Here is a 22,505-nt window from a genome sequence, read left to right as displayed (position 1 = left end):
CAGAATTGCAGCACAGTTATAGCGAAAAAGACGGACACACCTATTTGAATCTATCTACACTGCCTTCGAACCCATACGGACTGGGCCGCGTCGCCCTTGGAGACTCACATGTTTCACTGGAACCCCGAGCACCTACACGCCCTGGTGAGTGAGCGTAATCCTCGGAAGCTGTTCGACATCGCGGTGCATCTGGTGCAGGACCTGGGTTTCGAGTATGTGGGACTTAAGCTGCGCATCCAGATTGCTACCCAGACACCACGGCATTACTTGTACAGCAATTACCCCAGGGCATGGATCGAGCGCTACCAGCGCGAAGAATTCTACAAGCAGGACGCAGCGGCCGCGCTCAGCCACAGCTCGACCAATCCTGTGGTATGGAGCGATGAGCTCTACCGCGAGGCACCGCATTTTCGCGAGGCAGCCTGCGAGCATGGCCTGCGTCATGGCTGGACCCAGTCCTTGCATGATCTGCAGCACAACGAAAGCCAGATGAGCGTGTCCAGGCCGCTGCGCACCGTCGAGACCGCCGAGCTGTTCGAAAAAGCCGGGGCCATCCAGTGGTTGTGCCATACCGTACATGCGGTGCTGAGCGCGCATCATCTCGATGCACTGTGCCCCTCCCAGCCCAAAATGAGCGAACGCGAGTTGGAAGTGCTGAAGTGGTCGGCGGCAGGCAAGACTGCTGCTGATGTCGCCTGCATCCTGTCACTGTCGCAGAGTACGGTGAACTTTCACATTCGCAGCGTGATTACCAAGACCAACGCCGCCAACAAAGCGGGCGCTGTCGCCATCGCCGCGTTGCGCGGCTGGATCTGATGCCGGGCCTGCGAGTCCTGCCAAAGCCCTGTAGAATCGCTCGACCAGGCCTGCAGCGAACGGTTGCGGGCAGCTTTGTACCCGAGCCAGATTGCCATGCCCCTGTTGACCACGCCCTTCGCCGAACTCGATCTGATCCGCCAGCCGGACCAGGCCAACGATCTCTTGCAGGCCTTTGACGCCGCCGATGAGTACCTGCTCGAACAATTGCATGCCCAGGCGTTGCCAGCCGGCAGCCGTGTGCTAGTGCTCAACGACAGTTTCGGGGCGCTGGCGGCAAGCCTTGCCAGGCACCTGCAGGTGACCAGCAGCGGCGACTCCTACCTTGCTCAACTCGCGCTGGCCAAGAACCTGGCACGTAACGGCCTGCCTGCAGACAGCGTTTCGTTCGTGCCTGCCTGTCACCCCTGGCAAGGCCCCTTCGATCGGGTAGTGGTCAGGGTGCCCAAGACGCTTGCCTTGCTCGAAGAGCAACTCATTCGGCTGCAAGGGCACCTGGCGCCGCAGGCGCAGGTGATTGCCGGGGCCATGATCAAGCACCTTCCCCGTGCTGCCGGCGACTTGCTGGAAAAGTATGTCGGCCCTGTGCAAGCCTCGCTGGCACGTAAAAAAGCCCGTCTGCTGAGCGCCACGGTGGATGCGCGCCCTGCCTTCACATCGCCCTACCCCAGCCGCTATCGCCTCGAATCGCCAGCGCTGGAGCTGCTCAACCATGCCAATGTCTTCTGTCGTGAAGGCCTGGACATTGGCACACGGGCATTTCTTCCGCATCTGCCGGATAACCTGGGCAACGCCCGGGTCGCGGACCTGGGTTGCGGCAATGGCGTGCTGGCCATCGCCAGCGCCCTGAAAAATCCAGACGCCCAGTACACCCTGGTGGACGAGTCGTACATGGCCGTGCAATCGGCACGGGAAAACTGGCAGCTTGCGCTGGGTGATCGGCCAGCCGAATTCCTGGCAGCAGACGGCCTGGCCGGCATCGAAAAACAGTCCTTGGATGTGGTGCTGTGCAATCCACCCTTCCACCAGCAGCAGGTGGTGGGTGACGTGCTGGCCTGGCGCATGTTCCAGCAGGCCCGCGAGGCGCTGGTGGTCGGCGGCGCCTTGTACATCGTGGGTAACCGCCACCTTGGCTATCACAGCAAGCTTGCCCGCCTGTTCCGGGGCGTGGAGCAGGTGGCGGCAACGCCCAAGTTCGTGGTGCTCAAGGCGCGCAAGTAACTGTCGACTGGGTGGAGCACCGTACGGCGCCTGGGTGAGCAGGCGCGTTCGGCGTACTACCGGCTGATGCCGGGGTTCAGTGGGCGGTCAAGCCGGCTGCGCTCATGAACAGGCGCATCAACCAAGCCGCCACACCCAGCGCGGCCACACTCAACGCCCAGATCAGCACCAGCCAGCCCAGGCGCTGCCACAACGGTTTCTTGCCTGCCACGTCCTGATCACGGGTCATGGTACAGCCTCCTAGTGATAGCCCTGGTCATGGGTGACCTTGCCGCGGAACACGTAGTAGCTCCAGAAGGTGTAACCCAGGATCAGCGGGAGAATGAACAGCGTTCCCACCAACATGAAGCCCTGGCTTTGCGGCGGCGCGGCAGCCTCCCAGATCGAGATCGACGGCGGGATGATATTGGGCCACAGGCTGATGCCCAAGCCGCTGTAACCCAAGAAAATCAGCCCCAGCGTCAGCAGGAATGGTGTGTAGTTCGCGCTGCGGGCTACTGCCTTGAACAGGTTGTAGAAGGTCAACAGCACCAGGATCGGCACCGGCATGAACCACACAAGGTTGGGCATGCTGAACCAGCGGTCGGCAATCTGCGGATAGGCGATTGGCGTCCACAGGCTGACGACACCCATTACGGCCAGCAACACGAGTGCCAGGGGCCGCCCCAGCTTGTGCATCTGCTCCTGAAGCGGCCCTTCGGTCTTCATGATCAGCCAGGTACACCCCAGCAGCGCGTAGGCCACAATCAGCCCCAGGCCGCAGAACATGCTGAAGGGTGTCAGCCAGTCCAGCGAGCCACCGGCGTAATGGCGGTCCACCACCTTGAAACCTTCGATGAAAGCGCCCAGCGCTACGCCCTGGAAGAACGTCGCCACCAGAGAACCCCAGATGAACGCCTTGTCCCACAGATGGCGGCCAGCATCGGTGGCCTTGAAGCGAAATTCGAAGGCCACGCCACGGAAGATCAGGCCAATCAGCATCAGGATCAGCGGCAGATAGAGCGCTTCGAGCACGACCGCGTAAGCCATCGGGAACGCGCCGAACAGCCCCGCGCCACCCAGCACGAGCCAGGTCTCGTTGCCATCCCAGACCGGTGCGACCGTGTTCATCATCACGTCCCGGTCACGCTCTTGTTTGACGAAGGGGAAGAGCATGCCGATGCCCAGGTCGAAACCGTCCATCACCACGTACATCATGACGCCGAAGATGATGATGACGGCCCAGATCAGTGGAAGATCGATACCCATGGCTCAGTTCCCCTTGCTCAGGTCTGCAGTGGTGGCATCGCTGCCTTCGTCGGCGGCGGACAATGGCCGCGCCGGCGTGCGTTTGCGGCCAGGACCGCCCGGACGCTGCTGATCGCCTTCGCCGGTATGCGGGCCCTTGCGCACTAGGCGCATCATGTAGGCGAACCCGGTGCCGAACAGGGCGAAGTACACCACCACGAACGCCACCAGGGTGAACCCCAGTTGGGCATAGCTGTGGTTGGAAACGCCGTCGGCTGTGCGCATCAGCCCGTAGACCACCCAGGGCTGGCGGCCGATTTCGGTGGTGAACCAGCCGGCGAGGATTGCCAGCAACCCGGAAGGCCCCATCCAGGTCACGAAGTGCAGGAACGGCCGCGAGGTGTACAGCTTGCCGCCCTTGCGCAATACAAGGCTCCACACGCCAGCGGCGATCATCAACATGCCCAGCGCCACCATGATGCGGAAGGACCAGAAGATGATGGTGGAGTTGGGCCGGTCTTCAGGCGGGAACTCCTTCAAGGCCGGCACCTGCTTGTCCAGGCTGTGGGTGAGGATGAGGCTACCGAGCACCGGGATCTCGATCTTGAACCGTGTCGTTTCAGCTTGCATGTCCGGGATGCCGAAGAGGATCAATGGAGTAGGCTCGCCGGGACGGTTCTCCCAATGCCCCTCGATAGCGGCGATCTTCGCCGGTTGATGCTTGAGGGTATTGAGGCCGTGGAAGTCGCCGATCACTGCCTGGATCGGCGCGACGATCAACGCCATCCACATGGCCATGGAGAGCATCTTACGCACTGAAGGGTTGTCGCGCCCCCGCAGCAGGTGCCAGGCGGCCGACGCGCCCACGAAGAAGGCGGTGGCGACGAACGCCGCCGTGGCCATGTGCATCAGGCGGAACGGGAACGAAGGGTTGAAAATGACAGCGAACCAGTCGACCGGGATCACGCGACCATCGATGATTTCGTGACCTTGCGGGGTATGCATCCAGCTGTTCGAGGCCAGGATCCAGAACGTGGAAACCAGCGTTCCGAGCGCCACCATGCAGGTAGCGAAGAAATGCAGGCCACGGCCCACGCGGTTCCAGCCAAAGAGCATCACTCCCAGGAAACCTGCTTCGAGGAAGAAGGCGGTCAGCACTTCGTAGGTCAACAAGGGCCCGGTGACCGAACCTGCAAACTCGGAGAAACGGCTCCAGTTGGTGCCGAACTGATAGGCCATGACCAGGCCCGAGACCACGCCCATGCCGAAGTTAACTGCGAAGATTTTCGACCAGAAGTGGTACAGGTCTCGATAGACCTGCCTGTCTGTCTTCAGCCACAGCCCTTCGAGCACCGCCAGGTAACTGGCCAGGCCGATGGTGATGGCAGGAAACAGGATATGGAAGGATACGGTAAACGCGAACTGGATCCGGGCAAGATCCAGTGCCTCCAGACCGAACATAGGTGCTACCTCATCAGATAATCCGGCGGTCGGGCACTCGGCCCTTTCGCCCACTGCCCCCACATAGTCGAGTACGGCGTGTTGGAATTGTTCTGTTCGATGTGCAGGGATTGCGGCCAAAGGCCGAAATCGTCGGGGATCGTTGCAAACGTAACGATTGATCCAGGTCAACGATATGAGTCAAGCATAGCCCCGAACAGGCCGGTGCGAGGTGTGGTTGTTTGCCGCGTGACTGGTTGCCCCACCCCCTGTTCAGCGGCACGGAAACTGTGTCGAACACGGTAAACAGCAACTATTTGTTACATACAGATGATAGGCTGCGGAGCTTCCTTTGCATCGAGGTCACAGGTGTCCGATGTCCGAGACTGAACCGCTGCTGTTGCGTCACCATCGCCCTTTTCTGGCGTTCTGGCTGGCACGGGTCTTCACCGCCAGCGGATTCCAGATGTTGACCGTGGCGATTGGCTGGCACCTGTATCAGCTGACCGGCAACGTGCTGGACTTGGGGCTTGTGGGGCTGGTGGAATTTGCACCCCGTGTGCTGTTCATGCTGCATACCGGCCATGTTGCCGACCGCTATGACCGGCGCAAGGTCGCCGCCCTGTGCCAATGCCTGCAAGGGCTGATCGCACTGGCCCTGGCGCTGGGCAGCGCCACGGACCAGGTCAGCCGCGAGTTGATTTTCGTGCTGGCGTTTCTGCTCGGCGCCACCCGTTCGTTCGAGATGCCGGCGACCCAGGCGCTGTTGCCCAACGTCGTGCCCGCGGGCCTGTTTCCACGGGCGGTCGCCGCTTCGGCCTCTGCGACTCAGTCGGCCACCATCGTGGCCCCCGCCGTGGGTGGGTTCCTGTATGCCTTCGGCAGCGGCTGGGTCTACGGCCCGACCGTGGTGCTGTATGCAATAGCCTGTGGGCTGACCCTGAGCCTGCACGCGCGAGGACAGGTCGTTCAACGCGGCCGTGCCACCGTCGAGTCGCTGCTGGCCGGCATTCGTTTCATTCGCAGCCGACCGGATATCCTGGGCGCCATCTCGCTGGACTTGTTCGCCGTGCTACTGGGCGGGGCCACGGCGCTGCTGCCGGTATTTGCCAAGGACATCCTGCTGACAGGCCCGCTGGGCCTTGGGCTGCTGCGTTCGGCGCCCGCGGTGGGCGCGTTGCTCATGTCGGTGTGGTTGGCGCGCTTTCCCTTCGAGCGCAAGGTGGGCCGAACCATGTTCACGGCAGTGGGCGTCTTTGGCGTGGCCACTGTTGCGTTCGGCCTGTCGACGTCCTTCTGGTTTTCCCTGGCGGTCCTGGTGGTGCTGGGCGCTGCCGACATGATCAGCATGGTCATTCGAGGCGCCTTCGTGCAGTTGCATACCCCGGATGAAATGCGCGGGCGCGTCAGCGCCGTCAACGGGCTGTTCATCGGTGCCTCCAATCAGCTCGGCGAATTCGAATCGGGGGTCACCGCGCACTGGTTTGGTACGGTCCCGGCCGTCGTCATGGGTGGGGTGGGGACCCTGGTGGTGACGGGGGTGTGGATAAAACTGTTCCCTACCTTGGCCAACCGGGACCGTTTGCACGAAGGCTGAAAATCCACCCCAGCGGTCCTGCACGCCAGGCGCACCGGGCGGGGCCGGCCTATTCCCAGACGGCCATAGGCCCCCGCCCGGCATGCTGGTATGATGCGCGGCTTTTTTTCTGCCCCATAGAAATCACGGCAGCCGGTACGGTCTGTGCTTTGCTGATGGGGTCGACATATTCATGGCGCCGGGGGCGCCTCGGGGAGCGGGCATGCTGGAAAGGCTGTTTCAACTAAAAGCACACAACACCAATGTGCGCACCGAGATACTGGCGGGCGTCACCACCTTCCTGGCCATGGCCTACATTCTCTTCGTCAACCCGAGCATCCTCGGCGAGACGGGCATGGACAAGGGTGCGCTGTTCGTCGCCACCTGCCTGGCGGCGGCCATTGGCTCGACCACCATGGGCCTGATCGCCAACTACCCGATCGCCTTGGCGCCGGGCATGGGCCTGAACGCGTTCTTCACCTACACCGTGGTGCTGCACATGGGGCACACCTGGCAGGTGGCCCTGGGCGCGGTATTCCTGTCGGCGGTGATGTTCTTCCTGCTGTCGATCTTCCGGATCCGGGAATGGATCGTGAACAGCATTCCCCTGCCCCTGCGCTCGGCCATTGCGGCGGGTATCGGGTTGTTCCTGGCGTTGATCGCGCTGCACAACGCGGGCATCGTTGTGGATAACCCTGCGACTTTGGTTGGCCTGGGTGACCTGCGCCAGCCGGCACCGATCCTGGCCACCCTGGGCTTCTTCCTGATCGTAGGCCTGGAAGCGCTGAAGGTGCGCGGCGCCGTGTTGATCGGCATCCTGGCCGTGACCGTGGCCGCCATTGCCATGGGCGTGACGCCATTCGGGGGCATCGTGTCCATGCCGCCTTCGCTGGCGCCGACCTTCCTGCAGCTGGACATCGCCGGGGCGCTGGATGTGGGCTTGGTGAGCGTCATCTTCGCTTTCCTGTTCGTCGACCTGTTCGACAACTCCGGTACCCTGATTGGCGTAGCCAAGCGCGCCGGGCTGATGGGCAAGGACGGCCACATGCCGAAGATGGGCCGTGCCCTGATTGCCGACAGCACCGCCGCCATGGCCGGCTCGCTGCTGGGCACCTCGACCACCACCAGCTACATCGAGTCCGCGGCTGGCGTGAGCGCCGGGGGCCGTACGGGCCTTACGGCCATCGTGGTCGCCGTGCTGTTCCTGCTGGCCCTGTTCTTCGCGCCGCTGGCCGGCAGCGTACCGGCATTCGCCACTGCGCCGGCGTTGCTGTTCGTTGCCGTGCTGATGGCCTCGGGCCTGGCGGAAATCAACTGGGACGATGTCACCGAAGCCGCCCCGGTGGTGGTCACCGCGCTGGCCATGCCGCTGACCTATTCGATTGCCAACGGCATTGCCTTCGGCTTCATCGCCTGGACCGCCGTGAAGCTTATTTCCGGGCGTCGCCATGACCTGAACGCGGCCCTGGTGATTCTTTCCATCCTGTTCGTCATCAAATTGGGTTGGTTCAACGCATGAGTGCTGCATTCGACCCTAGCGCCTACGACGCGCAACTGCAGGATAAGGCCGCCCGCCTGCGTGCGCTGCTGGCCCCCTTTGGTGCGCCAGAGCCTGCCGTGTTCGACTCGCCGCGCGCGCACTATCGTCTGCGTGCGGAGTTCCGCCTGTGGCGCGAGGACGGCCAGCGCCACTATGCGATGTTCGCCCCTGGCGAGAAGCACAAGGCTATCCTGATCGACGATTTTCCGATTGCCAGCGAGCGCATCAACGACCTGATGCCGCGCCTGAAGGCGGCCTGGCAGGCCAGCGAGGCATTGAGCAATCGACTGTTCCAGGTGGAATTCCTCACCACCCTGGCCGGTGATGCGATGGTCACCCTGTGCTACCACCGCCCGCTGGACGAAGCGTGGGAAGTGGCTGCGCGGCAACTGGCTGAAGACCTGGGGGTGAGCCTTGTCGGCCGCTCCAAGGGCAAGCGCCTGGTCATCGGCCGTGACTATGCGGTTGAAAAGCTCGACGTGGCCGGCCGTGTGTTCAGCTATCGCCAGCCTGAAGGTGCATTCACCCAGCCTAACGGCGCCGTGAACCAAAAGATGCTGAGCTGGGCCTTCGAGGCCATTGGCGAGCGCGATGACGACCTGCTCGAGCTGTACTGCGGCAACGGCAACTTCACCTTGCCGCTGGCCACCCGGGTGCGCCAGGTGCTGGCCACGGAGATCAGCAAGACCTCGGTCAATGCTGCACTGAGCAACCTGGCCGAAAACGCTGTGGATAACGTGCGGCTGGTGCGCTTGTCGGCTGAAGAGCTGACCCAGGCGCTGAACGAGGTGCGCCCGTTCCGCCGCCTGGAAGGCATCGATCTGAAAAGCTACGCATTCGGCACGGTCTTCGTCGATCCGCCGCGCGCCGGCATGGACCCGGACACCTGCGAGCTGACCCGGCGCTTCGAGCGGATCCTGTACATTTCGTGCAACCCGGAAACACTCGCGGCGAACATTGCCCAGCTCCACGATACCCACCGGATCGAGCGTTGCGCGTTGTTCGATCAGTTCCCCTACACCCACCACATGGAAAGCGGTGTGCTGCTGGTGCGGCGCTGAGCCTGGATCCTGTGCAGGTCGGGGCCGATGAAATTGAATTCAGCCGCCCCGGCAATCTCCAATGCGCTAGACAGCTGCCGGTGCTCTGACACCTGAGGCTGTGTTGAACTAATATTTGTCTTCTTGTTTCACGCTCTGGAGAGCACTCATGGAATGGCGAAAAGGCCGGCGTAGCGACAATGTGGTCGATGCACGGGGCGCAGGTGGCGGTGGCATGCGTTTTGGCGGTGGCAAAGGGCTGGGGCTTGGCGCCATCTTGCTGATTGTCGGGATCGGCTGGCTGACGGGCCAGGATCCCTTGCAGATCCTCGGTCAACTGACTGGCCAGATGCAGCAGCAAGCGCCTGCCGTGACCGATGGCAAGGCGCCACCGGCCAATGACCAGCAGGCCGAATTCGTCGCCTCCGTATTGGGCGACACCGAAGACACCTGGCAAGCCCTGTTCGCCCAGTCCGGCAAACAGTACAGGGACCCCAAGCTGGTGCTGTTCAGTGGTCAGGTGAATTCTGCCTGCGGCTTTGCCACGGCGGCGGTAGGGCCGTTCTACTGCCCGGCGGATCAGCAGGTGTACCTGGACATGTCGTTCTTCCGGGAAATGGAAACACGCTTCTCGGCTGCCGGCGACTTCGCCCAGGCGTACGTGATCGCCCATGAAATCGGCCACCACGTGCAGACCCTGCTTGGCGTCTCGGCCAAGGTGGATGCGGCAAGACGCAGCGGCCAGCGCATGGAAGGCAGCAATGGCCTGCTGGTACGCCAGGAACTGCAAGCTGACTGTTTTGCTGGCGTGTGGGCCTACCAGGCACAAAAACGCCTGAACTGGTTGGAACCTGGCGATGTGGAGGAAGCGCTCAATGCCGCCAACGCCATCGGTGACGATCGACTGCAGCAGCAGGGCCAAGGGCGCGTGGTGCCGGACTCGTTCACCCACGGCACCTCGGCGCAACGCGTGCGCTGGTTCAAGGCCGGGTTCGCTCAAGGCGACGTTGACAGCTGCGACACCTTCAGCGCGCGTAATCTTTGAAGGTGCTCAACGTTGCGCCCTGATTGATTCGACCATTACACCACCTGTGGTCGCTGAAACGCGCCGTATCGCCCCTTACGGCTGAAAAAGCGTTTCAGCTTCCTGGCCAACGGCCGATAACTCCAGCACGATTGAGCGGGCATCCAGAATAACAACGCCTTGCTATCGGAGATCAAGAGAGCGAAAACAACTTCTGGAGTGCGTGCATGAACAGCTGGTTTGCCAATATCAGCGTCAACCTCAAACTCGGCCTGGGCTTCGGCCTGGTGCTGATCCTGACCGGCCTGCTGGCTCTGGTGGGCTGGACGAGCCTGGGCGGTCTCATTGACCGCAGCAACTGGATGAGCGACATCGGCCAGTTGAACAAGGACCTTACCGACCTGCGTATTGCCCGCCTGCAATACATGATCGCCAACGGCGATGACGCCGCTGCTGCCAACACCTTGGCCAAACTCGACACCTTCAGCAAGCAGCAGGCTTACCTGGAAAACACGTTCAAGAGCCCTGAAAACGTCAAGTTGCTGGGCGAACTGGGCGACATCATCAGCGCCTACAAGGTGTCGCTGTCCAAGATGCGCCAGGGCTACGACGCCAGCCGTGCCGCCCGCGCCGCCATGACCCGCGCCGGTAGCGAGGCTGACCAAGCCATGGAGGCATTGAGCCAGGAAGTCATGGCTCGCCCAGAGGCCGACAGCGTGCGCCTTGCGCAGTACCAGCTGATCAGCAAGGCCCGCCAGCAGCTGATGCAGGTGCGCATTGATGTGCGCGGCTACATCGCCGACAACACGGCAGACAATGAACAGGCGGCTCTGCGCCAGCTCGATGCGGCGCTCGCGGTGGTCGATAGCCTCAAGCGTGAACTGTCCGGCCCAAGCGAGCGAGTGCAACAGCTCGAGCGCGCAGTTACCGATTACCGTGAAGCTACGCGTCAATTCCGCGATGCCGTGGCCACCATTACCGGTGCTCGCGCCGAGATGACGGTCCAGGGCGCGGACATCGTCAAGCACAGCGATGCGCTGTACAAGATCCAGCTGGAGCGTCGCGACGTCGAAAGCAGCCAGGCGCGCACCTTGCAGACCATCGCCACCCTGCTGGCGTTGCTGGTGGGCATCGTGGCCGCTGTCCTGATCACTCGGCAGATCACCCGGCCATTGCAGGACACCTTGGCCGCGGTTGAGAAAATCGCCAGCGGCGACCTGACCCAGCAGTTGCATGTCACCCGCCGCGACGAGCTGGGGGTGCTGCAGCAAGGCATTGCCCGCATGGGCACGACCCTGCGCGAGCTGATCGGCGGCATTCGCGATGGCGTAACCCAGATCGCCAGCGCTGCCGAGGAGCTGTCGGCCGTGACAGAACAGACCAGTGCCGGTGCCAACAGCCAGAAAGTCGAAACCGATCAAGTGGCTACGGCGATGCACGAGATGGCCGCCACGGTTCAGGAAGTGGCGCGCAATGCCGAGCAGGCTTCGCAGGCGGCCACAGGTGCCGATGGCGAAGCACGGGCCGGGGATCGGGTGGTGGGCGAGGCAATCAGCCAGATCGAGCGCCTGGCGCAGGACATGCACCGCTCCACCGAGGCCATGACCGCGTTGCAGCAGGAAAGCCAGAAGATCGGCAGCGTCATGGACGTGATCAAGTCGGTGGCCGAGCAGACCAACCTGCTGGCCCTCAACGCGGCCATCGAGGCGGCGCGTGCGGGTGAAGCCGGGCGCGGTTTTGCCGTGGTGGCAGACGAAGTGCGCGGGCTGGCTCAGCGTACGCAGAAGTCGACCGAGGAAATCGAGGAGCTGATCGCCAGCCTGCAGCATGGCACCCAGCAGGTGGCCAATGCCATGCAGGGCAGCCGCGCCTTGACCGACAGCAGCGTCGAACTGGCGCGCAAGGCGGGTGAGTCGCTGGAGAACATCACAGGCACCGTGTCGAGCATCCAGTCGATGAACCAGCAGATTGCCGCTGCGGCCGAGCAGCAGAGCGCGGTGGCCGAAGAGATCAGCCGCAGCATCCTGAATGTGCGCGATGTGTCGGAGCAGACGGCCTCGGCCAGCGACGAGACGGCGGCGTCGAGCGTTGAGCTGGCGCGGCTTGGGGGTGAGTTGCAGATGCTGGTCAGCCGGTTCCGGGTTTGACCTGAAGCAGAGGGTTGGACGGTGGGCCGTAGCAGAGGCGCCGTAGCAGTTTGTGCAGCCTGTCGTGGAGCTGGTTACCTGGGGCCGCTTTGCGGCCCATCGCGGCCGGTCCGGCGCCCCGGCAAGGCCGCTCCCACAGGTTTTGCGTATCCAGAGGCTACCCGAATCCTGTGGGAGCGGCCTTGTGCCGCGATAGGCCGCACAGCGGCCTCAGCTTTTGTTGCGGTCCCCAGCCATTGGCTGAATGCCAGCACTCCGGCGCGCCAGCGAGCGGCGCGCCATCAGCCCTTTCACTTCACTACCATCCCTACCCCACGACCACGCGGGTCGGACGCGGTCTCAAGCGTCTTTCCATTGACCCGAATGGCCTGGATGTCGCCCATCTCCCAGCCTTGGTCCTCCAACACATAACCCATCTTGTTCAGATCAGCGGCCACCTGCCCGGTCAGCGGCGCATAGCTGTCGAAATAGATCGTGTCCTTGGGCAGCAACTGGTGGTGCACCCGCTGCGCAGCCACTGCCTTGTCCAGCGGCATGCCGTAGTCGTACAGGTTGTTCATCACCTGGAAAATCGAGGTGAAAATACGCGACCCACCCGGCGTGCCGATCACCAGCTCCACCTTGCCGTCACGGGTCATGAGGCTGGGGCTCATGGAAGACAGCATGCGCTTGCCAGGCTCGATGGCATTGGCATCGCCACCGATTACGCCGAACGCATTGGCAGCACCTGGCTTGGCGCTGAAGTCGTCCATCTCGTCATTGAGCAGGAACCCGGCCCCTTTGACCACCACGCCACTGCCATAATCGAGGTTGAGCGTGTAGGTGTTGCTGACTGCATTGCCGGCCTTGTCGACGATGGAGAAATGCGTGGTCTGGTGCGGCTCCAGCCCTGGCTTGACCTGATCGGTGGCGGAAATGGCCTTGGGATTGACCTGCGCTGCGCGCTTAGCCAGGTAATCCTTGGCCACCAACTGGTCCACGGGCACTTTTGTAAAAGCCGGGTCGCCAAGGTAGTCGGCCCGATCGGCGAAGACGCGCTTTTCAATCTCGGCCAACAGGTGAATGTACTGCGCAGAGTTATGCGCCACACCCTTGAAATCGGCGGCACGGTCCTCCTTGATGCCCAGCAGCTGGGCCAGGGCGACGCCACCGGAACTGGGCGGGGGCGCGGTGTACACCACATTGCCGCGCCAGCTGACGGCCATTGGCTCACGCCAAACGGCTTTGTAGTCCTTCAGGTCCTGCTTGGTGATCAGCCCCTTGTCGGCCTGCATCTGCGCCACCAGCAGGTCGGCGGTCTTGCCCTGGTAGAACTCGCTCACGCCCTTGTCGGCGATGCGCTCGAGGGTCTGGGCCATCTCGGGTTGTTTGAACAGCTCACCGACCTTCATGCTGCCGAAGTAGTCGTTGAAGTTGGTGGCGGTCTTGAACATGCCCTGGGCATCGTTGCGGTACTGATACTGCTTGTCCGCGACCTTGAAGCCGTTTTTGGCGTAGCCGATGGCCGGTGTCAGCAGCTCGCTCCATGGCAGCTTGCCGAACTTGCGATGGGCCTCCCACAAGCCCATCACCGTGCCTGGTACGCCCGCAGCACGGGCCCCCACCAGGCTCAGGTTCTCGATCACTTCGCCCTTGTCATCCAGGTACATGTTGCGCGTGGCCGCCTTGGGCGCCACTTCGCGGTAGTCGAGGAAATAGGGCTTGCCGTCCACGAACAACGTCATGAAACCACCACCGCCAATGTTGCCGGCCTCGGGGTAAGTGACTGCCAGCGTGAATGCGGTGGCTACCGCGGCATCGACCGCGTTGCCGCCTTTTTTCAGGATATCGGCGGCTACCTGGGCGCCGTACTGATCAGGCGCGGCGACAGCCCCGCCCTCCAGGGCAACGGCGTACACCGATGAGCTGCCCAACAGCGCGGCTGCCAGAGCCAAGTACTGGAAAGGGACGCTACGCATGACACATTCCTTGGGTGTTGTTCTTGTGGGACCGTCAGTAAGACCCAAGCGTCAGGCCTGTGCAATCTCACCGTCGAGAACGCGCCGCCCCTAGGCAGCAGATGTCGCGTTCAGGCAACTGAACAGGCGTAGATCGCCAACTTGCGCTGGATGAAATCCAGGAAGCATTGAATGCGCAGGGCCAGTTGGGTATTGCGGTAGTACACCGCATGGATGGGCTGACGGTGGCCGTTATTGGCCTGGGGCAGCACGACCTGAAGACGGCCGCTGCGAATGTCTTCGTGGGTCATGAAGTGCGACAGGCTGACGATGCCCTCCCCGGCCAGCGCCAGCTGGCGCAGCGTCTCGCCGCTGGACGCGACCAGCGTGGGCCGAATGGTCCAGTGCTCGCCCTGAGCATGGCGCAGAGGCCATTGGTTCAGCGTCTCGGGTTGGCTGAAGCCAAGCAGGCAGTGATCGGCCAGATCCTCGACCCGCTGCGGTGTGCCGTGACGCGCCAGATAAGCCGGGCTGGCGAGTACCTGCACCGGGCTGCAACCCAGGTTGCGCGCGTGCAGGCTGGAATCGGCCAGCTCGCCGATGCGAATGGCCACGTCGGTACTGTGCTCAAGCAGGTCGATGATCAGGTCATCGGTGTTGAGCGCCAACTCGATGCCGGGGTACTGCTGCCGGAACTCGCCTATCCAGGGCACGATGGCGTGAAGCATGAATGGCGTGGCCGCGTTGACCCGCAGGCGACCGGTGGGCGTCTGCCGGTTCATCGCCAGGCGCTCTTCCAGCTCGTCCATCTGCCGCAGCACCTGCCTTGCCTGTTCGAGAAAGAACCGTCCTTCCTCGGTCAGGTCCATGCGCCGGGTGGTGCGGTTGACCAGCGTGGTGCCCAGCTTGGCCTCCAGGCGCGCCAGGGTTCGGCTGACTGCCGAGGGCGTCTGGCCCATCTGCGCGGCCGCTGCAGAGATCGACCCACCGTCGATGACGGCGACGAACACCTGGAGTTCTTCGGATCGGGTTTTCACATCAAGGCCTGTGGATAGAGTTGCCTGGGTCTAGATAGCCGCTTGCGCGAGGGAAGTCCAGCGATGCCCACAAGGCAGAGGCCTACTGAGCCTTGCCAAACACGTGGTCCAGGTGCGCTTGATAGGCCGCTAACGCGGCCGGGACATCCGGGCGCTTCATGACGTCGGTGGCCAGGAAGGTCGGCAAGCCGCTCATGCCCAGGAACTGCTGCGCCTTGTGGAAAGGGAAGTACACCGCATCCACACCTTTGCCCTCGAAGAAGTCGTCAGCCTCGTCGAACGCTTGCTGCGGAGCATTCCACGTGAGCGACAGCATGTACTGCTTGCCTTGAATGAGCCCGCCACTGCCGTATTTTTGCGTGTGATCCGAGCGAGTACGACCATCACTGGCATACAAGCTGCCATGCCCGGCAGTGAAGACCTCATCGAGGTACTTCTTGACGGTCCAGGGCGCGCCCATCCACCAGCCTGGCATCTGATAGATCACCACGTCAGCCCAGAGGAATTTCTCCACCTCCTCCTGCACATCATAGCCCCCGTCGATGAAGGTCTGACGTACGTCGAAACCTGCACGGTCAAGGTGCGCCAGTGCGGCCTCGTGCAGGGTGGTATTGAGCTGCCCGGCGGAATGGGCAAACTGTTTGCCGCCGTTGAGTAGCAGGATATTTTTCATAGGGGCCTCCCGGACCTGGACACTGATTGCAGGCAAGCAGGTTAAAGTCAGGCCCGGTTGGGAAACAGCCAATCAACGGCAAAATACATTTGCCTCAAGCTCACGAATCGATAGGGATTATTGCTTTAATCTTTAACACTCCCGAAGCAGGAGAACGTCATGAACGAGCAGTACGCCTTCATTCTCAAAGCCAAGACACGCCCGGAAATGGCAGAAGCCTTCGAGCAACTGTTCCGGCCCTATGTCGAGCCCAGCCGCCGCGAACCTGGCTGTATCGAATACCACATGCTGCGCGATCAGCAGGACCCGAGCCTGTTCGTGTTCTTCGAAGTCTGGGCGAACAAGGCGGCACTGGATGTGCACTCGGCCCTGCCGCACATGGCCGCTTTTTTCGACCGGCGCATGGATTACCTGGAGCGCGACTTCGAAATCCAACGGGTCGACATGCTCAGCGGCTCATCCGCTAACCGTTGATCAGCAAATGCACGCCTAGCAGCATCAGGCCCACGAAAAAGCAGCGGCGAAACACCTGAGCGCTGACGCGCCGACGCAGCCACTGGCCCGCCTGCATGCCAAGCAGGGCGGGCACCACCATCAGTAAAGAGGCACCCAGCGTCGGGCCGCCGAGCACACCCTGCCCGGCAAGGCCGAAGGCCAGCGCCAGGGTGGACACCGTAAATGCCAGCCCAAGGGCCTGAATCATCTCGTCACGGTTAAGCCCAAGGCTTTGCAGGTAAGGCACTGCCGGCATCACGAACACGCCTGTGACCGCACTGATCACACCGGTAGCCAGGCCGCAGACAGGACCTAGCCACCCTTCCCGTTTCCGCGCAACGCGCAAGGCCGGCCCAGCCAGCCCGTAAATGGCATAGAGCATCAGTGCGCCCCCCAGTGCATGCGCGGCCCAGGGGCCACTGCTGATGCCCAGCCACATACTGCCCAGCAAGGTGCCGATGAAAATCATGGCCAGCATCGGGCCCAGCCTGCGCAGCAACGCCTGCAAATGCCCCCCTACCGCCAGTTGCCAGAGGTTGGTCACCGTGGAGGGGACGATCAGCAACGCAGCAGCCTGCGCAGGTGGCATAGCCAGGCCCAGCAGCCCCATGGCAACGGTTGGCAGGCCGAGCCCGATCACGCCTTTGACGGCACCTGCCACAAGAAAGGTGGCAAATACCAGCGCAGTCAACACTGGGCCAAGGTCTTGGTAAAACGCTGTGAAGGTCATCATGTGCCCATCATGGCGAATGCATGACGTGCTGAACATCTGTCATATTCGTGGTCAGCCTATTGCCCAGACAGAGCCTCATGCATTTTGACCTCGTTGACCTGACGCTTTTCCGGCACACCGTTGAGTGCGGGAATATCACCGCCGGCGCTGGGCGCAGCCACCTTTCGCTACCGGCAGCCAGCGCCCGGATTCGTGCCATGGAAGCGTCCCTGGGCGTTGCACTCTTGCTGCGCAATCGCCGGGGTGTCTGCCCCACGCCTGCGGGGCAGGCCTTGCTGCAACATGCCCGGCTCATCGCGCAACAGGTCGAGCGCTTGCAATTCGACCTGGGTCAGTACGCGCAGGGGCATCAGGGCCAGGTGCGCTTGCTGTGCAACACCGCGGCCCTGACCCAATACCTGCCCGAACTGCTGGCGGCCTACCTGGCCGAGAACCCTGGGATGAGCGTGGATGTGCAGGAGCACCCGAGCCTGCGCATCGTGCAGGCCATCACCCAGGGCATGGCCGACCTGGGTATCATCTCCAGCGCAGCCCCTAGCGAGCATCTACAGACACGACCCTTTCGTGACGATCCGTTGGTACTGGTGACGCCGAATGATCACCCGCTCGCCAACCTTCCCACGCCGCGCTTCGTCGACAGCCTGGCCCATGGTCATGTCGGTCTCGGGCCGGCCAGTGCCCTGGCCCTTTACCTGGAGGAGCAGGCGCTGCGTGCAGGCCAGCGCATGCGCGTCAGGGTCCGTGCCGAGGGCTTGGAGGGCGTGTTGCGCATGGTCGCAGGCGGTGCCGGCGTCGGCGTCGTACCCCTGGCGGCGGTGCAGCGCTGGCAAGGGGTGTTGCCGCTGCGGGCCATGGCACTGCAGGAACCCTGGGCTAACCGGAGGTTGCTGTTGTGCGCGCGGGACTTCGCGGCCCTGCCAGGCTATGCAGCGGCATTGGTGGGGGTATTCACCGAGCGGACCTGAAACTTCTTGCAGCGCAGTCATGTCAGTGGCAAGAGCGCCGGTACCTGCGGCTTTACCGGCCACCAGGACTGCACCAGAATGCGCGACAACGCCCCACCAAAAAGGACTTGCCAGTGGCATCGATCTACCAGCTCAAACCCCGTTTCCAGGCCCTGCTGCGGCCTCTGGTGCAGCGCCTGTATGACCGGGGCATCACGGCCAACCAAGTCACGCTCGCCGCTGCCGTCATCTCCGTTGCGCTAGGGTTGTTGCTAGCGGCCCTGCCTCACCTCCACGGTTTGTTCATTCTGGTGCCAATATGGATGCTGCTGCGCATGGCACTCAATGCCATCGACGGTATGCTGGCGCGCGAATTTGGCCAGCAATCCACCCTTGGCGCCTATCTGAACGAGCTGTGCGACGTGATCGCCGATGCCGCCTTGTACCTGCCGTTCGCGCTCTTGGTGGGCGTGTGGCCGGCGCTGGTGGTGATGGTGGTGCTGCTGGCGACGATCAGCGAATACGCGGGCGTAATGGGCCCTTTGGCAGGTGCCTCGCGCCGCTACGACGGGCCCATGGGCAAGAGCGACCGCGCTTTCGCCTTCGGCGTACTGGGTACCGGTGTCGCCCTGGGTTTGCTTGACGGCACCTGGATCAATGGTTTGCTGCTTGTGGTCCTGGCGCTCTGCCTCTATACCCTCTACAACCGGGTGCGTCGCGGGCTGGCTGAAACCCGCTGAGTCTTCGCCCGTCGCATAAGGATATCGACCATGCGCCAAGCGCAAAGCCTGCATTTTTCCACCCATGACGGTGTCGAGCTGCACTACCGTCACTGGGCTGCCACGCGCAATGAACATCAGCCGCGTCGGGCAGTGGTGATGTTCCACCGCGGCCATGAACACGGCGGGCGAATGGCCCACCTGGCCGATGAGCTGGACATGCCGGGCTATGACTTTTTTGCCTGGGATGCCCGCGGCCACGGCCTGTCGCCCGGCGCACGCGGGGACAGCCCAGGCTTTGCGACCAGCGTGCGCGATGTGCAGACGTTCATCGAGCACATTCAGGCCCGCCACGGGCTGGCCGAACAGGACCTGGTGGTGCTGGCGCAGAGTGTCGGCGCGGTGCTGGTGGCCGCCTGGGCGCATGATTACGCACCCAAGGTACGTTGCCTGGTGCTGGCGTCTCCGGCGTTCAAGGTCAAGCTGTATGTACCTTTTGCACGCCCTGGCCTGAAGCTGCTCAAGGCCGTGCGCGGCAATTTCTTCGTCAACAGCTACGTCAAGCCACAACTGCTGACCCATGACCCGGAACGGGTCATGTCGTACAAGGCAGACCCGCTGATCAGCCGGCCCATTTCGGTGACCATGCTGCTAGGCCTGTTTGATGCCGCCGACCGAGTGGTGGCCGACGCCCAGGCGATTCAGCTACCCACGCAACTGCTGGTCTCCGGTGCAGACCTGGTGGTCGAGCGCGCACCTCAGCAGCGCTTCTTCGACCGTCTGGGCAGTGCGCGCAAGGAGATGCACGTGCTGCCGGGGTTCTTCCACGACACCCTGGGCGAGCGCGAGCGGGCACACGCCTTACGCCGTATCGAGCGATTCGTCGAGCACTGCTTCGCCTGCCCGGTCGAACGGCGTTCGCTGCTCGATGCGGACAAGACCGGCGCCAGTTGCGCCGAGGCCGAGAGCCTGGCCGCGCCCTTGCCCCGCCACTCGCTGCGCGGGCTTTACTGGCGCGCCACCCGTGCCGGGCTGCGCTTGGGCAGCAAGGTAGCGGACGGCGTGCGGCTTGGCTTCGACACGGGTTTCGATTCGGGCAGCACACTGGATTATGTGTACCGCAACCAGCCTGCGGGCAAAGGCGGGCTGGGCCGTCTGGTCGACCAGAACTACCTCAATGCCATCGGTTGGCGTGGCATTCGTCAGCGCAAGGTGCATGTCGAAGCGCTGCTGCGCCTGGCCATGGATCGTCTGCGCGATGCCGGTCGCCCAGTGCACATCGTGGATATCGCAGCCGGCCATGGTCGCTACATTCTCGAAGCCCTGCAACAGGTCGATCAGCGCCCTGAGTCAATCCTGCTGCGCGACTACAGCCCGCTCAACGTGCAACAAGGCGCCGCACTGATCCAGGAAAAGGGCCTGGGTGACATTGCACGTTTCGTTCAGGGCGATGCCTTCGACCGCCATAGCCTGGCGACGCTGGAACAGCCTCCGACGCTGGCAGTGGTGTCAGGCCTGTACGAACTGTTCGCCAGCAACACCCTGGTGAGCCATTCACTGGCTGGCCTGGCCCAGACGATGGAGGATGGCAGTTACCTGGTCTACACCGGTCAACCGTGGCATCCGCAACTGGAGATGATTGCGCGCGCCTTGACCAGCCACCGGGGTGGCCAGGCTTGGGTGATGCGTCGCCGCAGCCAGGCAGAAATGGACCAGCTGGTTGAAGCAGCGGGCTTTCGCAAGGTGACCCAACGCATCGACGAGTGGGGGATTTTCAGTGTCAGCCTCGCTCAACGGGTGCGCTGAGTGGACCTTGTGTTGGTCGCCAGCCTGTTGCGCCGGGGCCGGCAACTGGCAGGGCTCTCGGACGGCATGACCCTGCTGGCGCTCGGGTTCGGCCTGGTGCCGTTGCTTGGCGCGGCGCTGTCGCCCTGGTCGGTTGTGCCGTGCCTGCTGCTCGTTGGCCTGGGCATGCTGCACAAGTACTGGGCCATTCGCGTTGCGCTCGATGCCGAGCTGTTCGCGCACCTGGCCCAAAGCCAGGACCTGGCGGCAGACACCCAGGCGCTGGACCGCGCGTTGTTCGACCATGGGCTCAAGCCGCAGCCGACCGATGCGCGTACCTGGCCGCTGCGCAGCCGGGCTGCGCTCGGCCTGCTGCGTCGCCAGGCCCTGTGCCTTGGCCTGCAACTCACGGTGGCCTTGGCTACCCTGCTGATACTGTCTATCAAAGGATGATGAACGCTCCATGCTCGCCAACCTGACCGCCTACCTGATCACTTCGGCCGCACGCCTGATTACCGGGGCGCGAGCCCTCTGGCTGGGGTGCACGCCCCTTCCGGTGCAGCGCCTGTACTTTGCCAACCACAGCAGCCACGGCGATTTTGTCCTGCTGTGGGCATCGCTGCCCCAGACGCTGCGGCGTCGCACTCGGCCGGTAGCTGGCGCCGACTACTGGGCCAAGCCGGGTATTCGCGATTTTCTCATCCGCAAGGTGTTCAATGGCGTGCTGATCCAGCGACAACGCGACGAAGGCCAGGGTCACCCCTTGCAACCGGTGCTCGATGCCGTGGCCCAGGGCGATTCGCTGATCTTCTTTCCCGAAGGCACACGCAACCTCAGCGATGAGCCCTTGTTGCCGTTGCGAAGTGGCCTGTATCACCTGGCGGCGGCCCACCCACAGGTCGAGCTGGTGCCGGTGTGGATCGCCAACCTCAATCGTGTGATGCCCAAGGGACGCGCCTTGCCGTTACCGTTGCTGTGCACCCTGAGTTTCGGCGAACCCTTGCACCTGCAGGCCGACGAAAGCAAGCAAGCCTTTCTGGAGCGGGCTGGCCAGGCCCTGCTCGATCTAGCCCCCAAGGACGTTTGACATGCACGACAATACCTTCGCGCTGTTCGCCGGCATCGGCGCCCTGCTGCTGCTCGCCAGTGTGATCGGCCGTGTCCTGAAATGGCGCGCAGGCCCCGGGCCCCATGCGGTGATCGACAACCTCAACGCCCGCATCAATGCCTGGTGGGTCATGGTGCTGGTGATCGGCATCGCCTTCGTCTTCGGCAAATACGGCGTGATCGTGTTGTTCTACGGCGTGTCGTTCTACGCCTTGCGCGAATTCATGACCCTCACCCCCACCCGGCGCAGTGACTACCCCGCCCTGGCAGCGGCGTTCTATATTGCGCTGCCCGTCCAGTACGTGCTGATCGCCATGGACTGGTATGGCCTGTTCAGCATCTTCATTCCGGTCTACCTGTTCCTGTTGCTGCCGATCCTGGCAAGCCTGGGGGGCGACACCACGCGCTTTCTGGAGCGGGCTTCCAAGGTGCAGTGGGGCTTGATGATCGCGGTGTACTGCGTGTCGGCGGTACCGGCGCTGATGACCCTGGAGATTCCCGGTTTTGAAGGGCGCAACCTGCTGCTTATCGCCTGGCTGATCGTGGTGGTGCAGCTCAGTGATGTGCTGCAGTACGTGTGCGGCAAGCTGTTCGGCAAGCGCAAGGTGGCGCCAAACCTCTCGCCCTCCAAAACCCTCGAGGGCCTGGTGGGCGGCGTGGCACTGGCCACGCTGATCGGCGCGCTGCTGTGCTGGATCACGCCGTTCAGCTTCTGGCAGGCTGCCCTGATGGCCCTGGCAGTCAATGCCATGGGCTTCTTTGGTGGGCTGGTGATGTCGGCGATCAAGCGCGACCGTGGCGTGAAGGACTGGGGGCACATGATCGAAGGCCATGGCGGCATGCTCGACCGCATCGACTCGGTCTGCTTCGCTGCACCGGTGTTTTTCCACTTCGTGCGTTACTGGTGGGCTTGAAGCGGCGCCAAGGCCTGGTAGCGAACTAGCCTGTAGCCTGAGCTGAATCTGCATGAACAGCGCGACCAGGCACCTGGACGTCGACTTCAGGCAACTGCACGGGCGCTTCAACACCTATGGTGACGGGTCA

Annotated in this window: 21 protein-coding genes and 1 pseudogene; 15 read left to right on the top strand and 7 right to left on the bottom strand. The window is 63.0% G+C overall.

All coding sequences use genetic code 11. The features are described 5' to 3' along the window. Positions 1–108 precede the first annotated feature (108 nt). Both CWR53_RS04070 and CWR53_RS04065 read left to right on the top strand, forming a co-directional pair. Complete coding sequence (locus CWR53_RS04070; RefSeq protein ID WP_058604866.1) at positions 109–816, top strand: autoinducer binding domain-containing protein; 708 nt, start codon at positions 109–111, stop codon at positions 814–816. Positions 817–912: 96 nt separating this feature from the next. Continuing rightward, a complete protein-coding gene (locus tag CWR53_RS04065; RefSeq protein WP_100852583.1) occupies positions 913–2,037 on the top strand; it encodes a methyltransferase in 1,125 nt (374 codons plus the stop codon). A gap of 76 nt (positions 2,038–2,113) precedes the next feature. On the opposite strand, the gene CWR53_RS04060 is transcribed toward CWR53_RS04065, so the two are convergent. The 3 genes from CWR53_RS04060 to CWR53_RS04050 are packed head-to-tail and all read right to left on the bottom strand — an operon-like array spanning position 2,114 to position 4,725. Beyond that, positions 2,114–2,266 carry a DUF2474 domain-containing protein gene (locus tag CWR53_RS04060; RefSeq protein ID WP_100850882.1) on the bottom strand — a complete coding sequence of 51 codons (153 nt, stop codon included), beginning with the start codon at positions 2,264–2,266 and terminating at the stop codon, positions 2,114–2,116. Positions 2,267–2,277: 11 nt separating this feature from the next. Next, a complete protein-coding gene (cydB, locus tag CWR53_RS04055) occupies positions 2,278–3,285 on the bottom strand; it encodes a cytochrome d ubiquinol oxidase subunit II (RefSeq protein ID WP_058604864.1) in 1,008 nt (335 codons plus the stop codon). Positions 3,286–3,288: 3 nt separating this feature from the next. Then, positions 3,289–4,725, bottom strand: a complete 1,437-nt coding sequence (locus CWR53_RS04050; RefSeq protein ID WP_058604863.1) for a cytochrome ubiquinol oxidase subunit I — start codon at positions 4,723–4,725, stop codon at positions 3,289–3,291. Between the two features lie 355 nt (positions 4,726–5,080). On the opposite strand from CWR53_RS04050, the gene CWR53_RS04045 reads away from it, so the two are divergent. The 6 genes and pseudogenes from CWR53_RS04045 (at position 5,081) to CWR53_RS23430 (ending at position 12,031) form a co-directional block, all read left to right on the top strand. Next, positions 5,081–6,301, top strand: a complete 1,221-nt coding sequence (locus CWR53_RS04045) for an MFS transporter (RefSeq protein ID WP_058604862.1) — start codon at positions 5,081–5,083, stop codon at positions 6,299–6,301. Between the two features lie 202 nt (positions 6,302–6,503). Further along, entirely contained in the window at positions 6,504–7,799 is a 1,296-nt protein-coding gene (locus tag CWR53_RS04040) for an NCS2 family permease (RefSeq protein WP_023534351.1), read from the top strand. Continuing rightward, a complete protein-coding gene (trmA, locus tag CWR53_RS04035) occupies positions 7,796–8,881 on the top strand; it encodes a tRNA (uridine(54)-C5)-methyltransferase TrmA (RefSeq protein WP_058604861.1) in 1,086 nt (361 codons plus the stop codon). Before CWR53_RS04040 ends, trmA begins: the two co-directional genes overlap by 4 nt. Positions 8,882–9,029: 148 nt before the next feature. Next, complete coding sequence (locus tag CWR53_RS04030) at positions 9,030–9,905, top strand: neutral zinc metallopeptidase (protein WP_058604860.1); 876 nt, start codon at positions 9,030–9,032, stop codon at positions 9,903–9,905. Positions 9,906–10,111: 206 nt separating this feature from the next. After that, positions 10,112–11,128 (top strand): annotated as a pseudogene (locus CWR53_RS23435) (methyl-accepting chemotaxis protein); the annotation flags it as partial. 39 nt (positions 11,129–11,167) lie between these two features. Next, on the top strand, positions 11,168–12,031 hold the full coding sequence (locus CWR53_RS23430; RefSeq protein ID WP_375335482.1) for a methyl-accepting chemotaxis protein: 864 nt from the start codon (positions 11,168–11,170) through the stop codon (positions 12,029–12,031). Positions 12,032–12,321: 290 nt separating this feature from the next. On the opposite strand, the gene ggt is transcribed toward CWR53_RS23430, so the two are convergent. From ggt to CWR53_RS04010, 3 genes are all read right to left on the bottom strand, one after another. Further along, positions 12,322–13,989, bottom strand: a complete 1,668-nt coding sequence (gene ggt, locus CWR53_RS04020; protein ID WP_100850880.1) for a gamma-glutamyltransferase — start codon at positions 13,987–13,989, stop codon at positions 12,322–12,324. A gap of 110 nt (positions 13,990–14,099) precedes the next feature. Next, positions 14,100–15,005 (bottom strand): LysR family transcriptional regulator, encoded by a 906-nt coding sequence (locus tag CWR53_RS04015; protein ID WP_058604857.1) that lies wholly within the window; start codon positions 15,003–15,005, stop codon positions 14,100–14,102. An 82-nt stretch (positions 15,006–15,087) separates the two neighbouring features. Beyond that, positions 15,088–15,678 carry an NAD(P)H-dependent oxidoreductase gene (locus CWR53_RS04010; RefSeq protein ID WP_100850879.1) on the bottom strand — a complete coding sequence of 197 codons (591 nt, stop codon included), beginning with the start codon at positions 15,676–15,678 and terminating at the stop codon, positions 15,088–15,090. A gap of 159 nt (positions 15,679–15,837) precedes the next feature. Between CWR53_RS04010 and CWR53_RS04005 the strand changes: the two genes are divergently transcribed. After that, positions 15,838–16,152 carry a putative quinol monooxygenase gene (locus CWR53_RS04005; RefSeq protein WP_058604855.1) on the top strand — a complete coding sequence of 105 codons (315 nt, stop codon included), beginning with the start codon at positions 15,838–15,840 and terminating at the stop codon, positions 16,150–16,152. Here CWR53_RS04005 and CWR53_RS04000 read toward each other — a convergent pair. Further along, positions 16,142–16,906, bottom strand: coding sequence for a sulfite exporter TauE/SafE family protein (locus CWR53_RS04000; protein ID WP_100850878.1), 765 nt, complete (start codon positions 16,904–16,906; stop codon positions 16,142–16,144). The genes CWR53_RS04005 and CWR53_RS04000 overlap by 11 nt on opposite strands. A gap of 77 nt (positions 16,907–16,983) precedes the next feature. Between CWR53_RS04000 and CWR53_RS03995 the strand changes: the two genes are divergently transcribed. From CWR53_RS03995 to CWR53_RS03970, 6 genes are all read left to right on the top strand, one after another. After that, a complete protein-coding gene (locus CWR53_RS03995; protein ID WP_058604853.1) occupies positions 16,984–17,871 on the top strand; it encodes a LysR substrate-binding domain-containing protein in 888 nt (295 codons plus the stop codon). A 113-nt stretch (positions 17,872–17,984) separates the two neighbouring features. Next, a complete protein-coding gene (locus CWR53_RS03990) occupies positions 17,985–18,590 on the top strand; it encodes a CDP-alcohol phosphatidyltransferase family protein (RefSeq protein WP_058604852.1) in 606 nt (201 codons plus the stop codon). Positions 18,591–18,620: 30 nt separating this feature from the next. After that, positions 18,621–20,375 carry a bifunctional alpha/beta hydrolase/class I SAM-dependent methyltransferase gene (locus tag CWR53_RS03985; protein WP_100850877.1) on the top strand — a complete coding sequence of 585 codons (1,755 nt, stop codon included), beginning with the start codon at positions 18,621–18,623 and terminating at the stop codon, positions 20,373–20,375. Beyond that, positions 20,376–20,807 (top strand): hypothetical protein, encoded by a 432-nt coding sequence (locus CWR53_RS03980; protein WP_100850876.1) that lies wholly within the window; start codon positions 20,376–20,378, stop codon positions 20,805–20,807. 10 nt (positions 20,808–20,817) lie between these two features. Next, entirely contained in the window at positions 20,818–21,441 is a 624-nt protein-coding gene (locus tag CWR53_RS03975; RefSeq protein WP_058604849.1) for a lysophospholipid acyltransferase family protein, read from the top strand. 1 nt (position 21,442) lies between these two features. Next, positions 21,443–22,375, top strand: coding sequence for a phosphatidate cytidylyltransferase (locus CWR53_RS03970; RefSeq protein WP_058639891.1), 933 nt, complete (start codon positions 21,443–21,445; stop codon positions 22,373–22,375). The last annotated feature ends 130 nt before the right edge of the window (positions 22,376–22,505 follow it).

The sequence above is a fragment of the Pseudomonas sp. SGAir0191 genome, assembly GCF_002812565.2.
GTDB classification, from domain to species: domain Bacteria; phylum Pseudomonadota; class Gammaproteobacteria; order Pseudomonadales; family Pseudomonadaceae; genus Aquipseudomonas; species Aquipseudomonas parafulva_B.
Note: the sequence above shows the minus strand (reverse complement) of the source record. Positions and strands in the feature narration are given on the sequence as shown.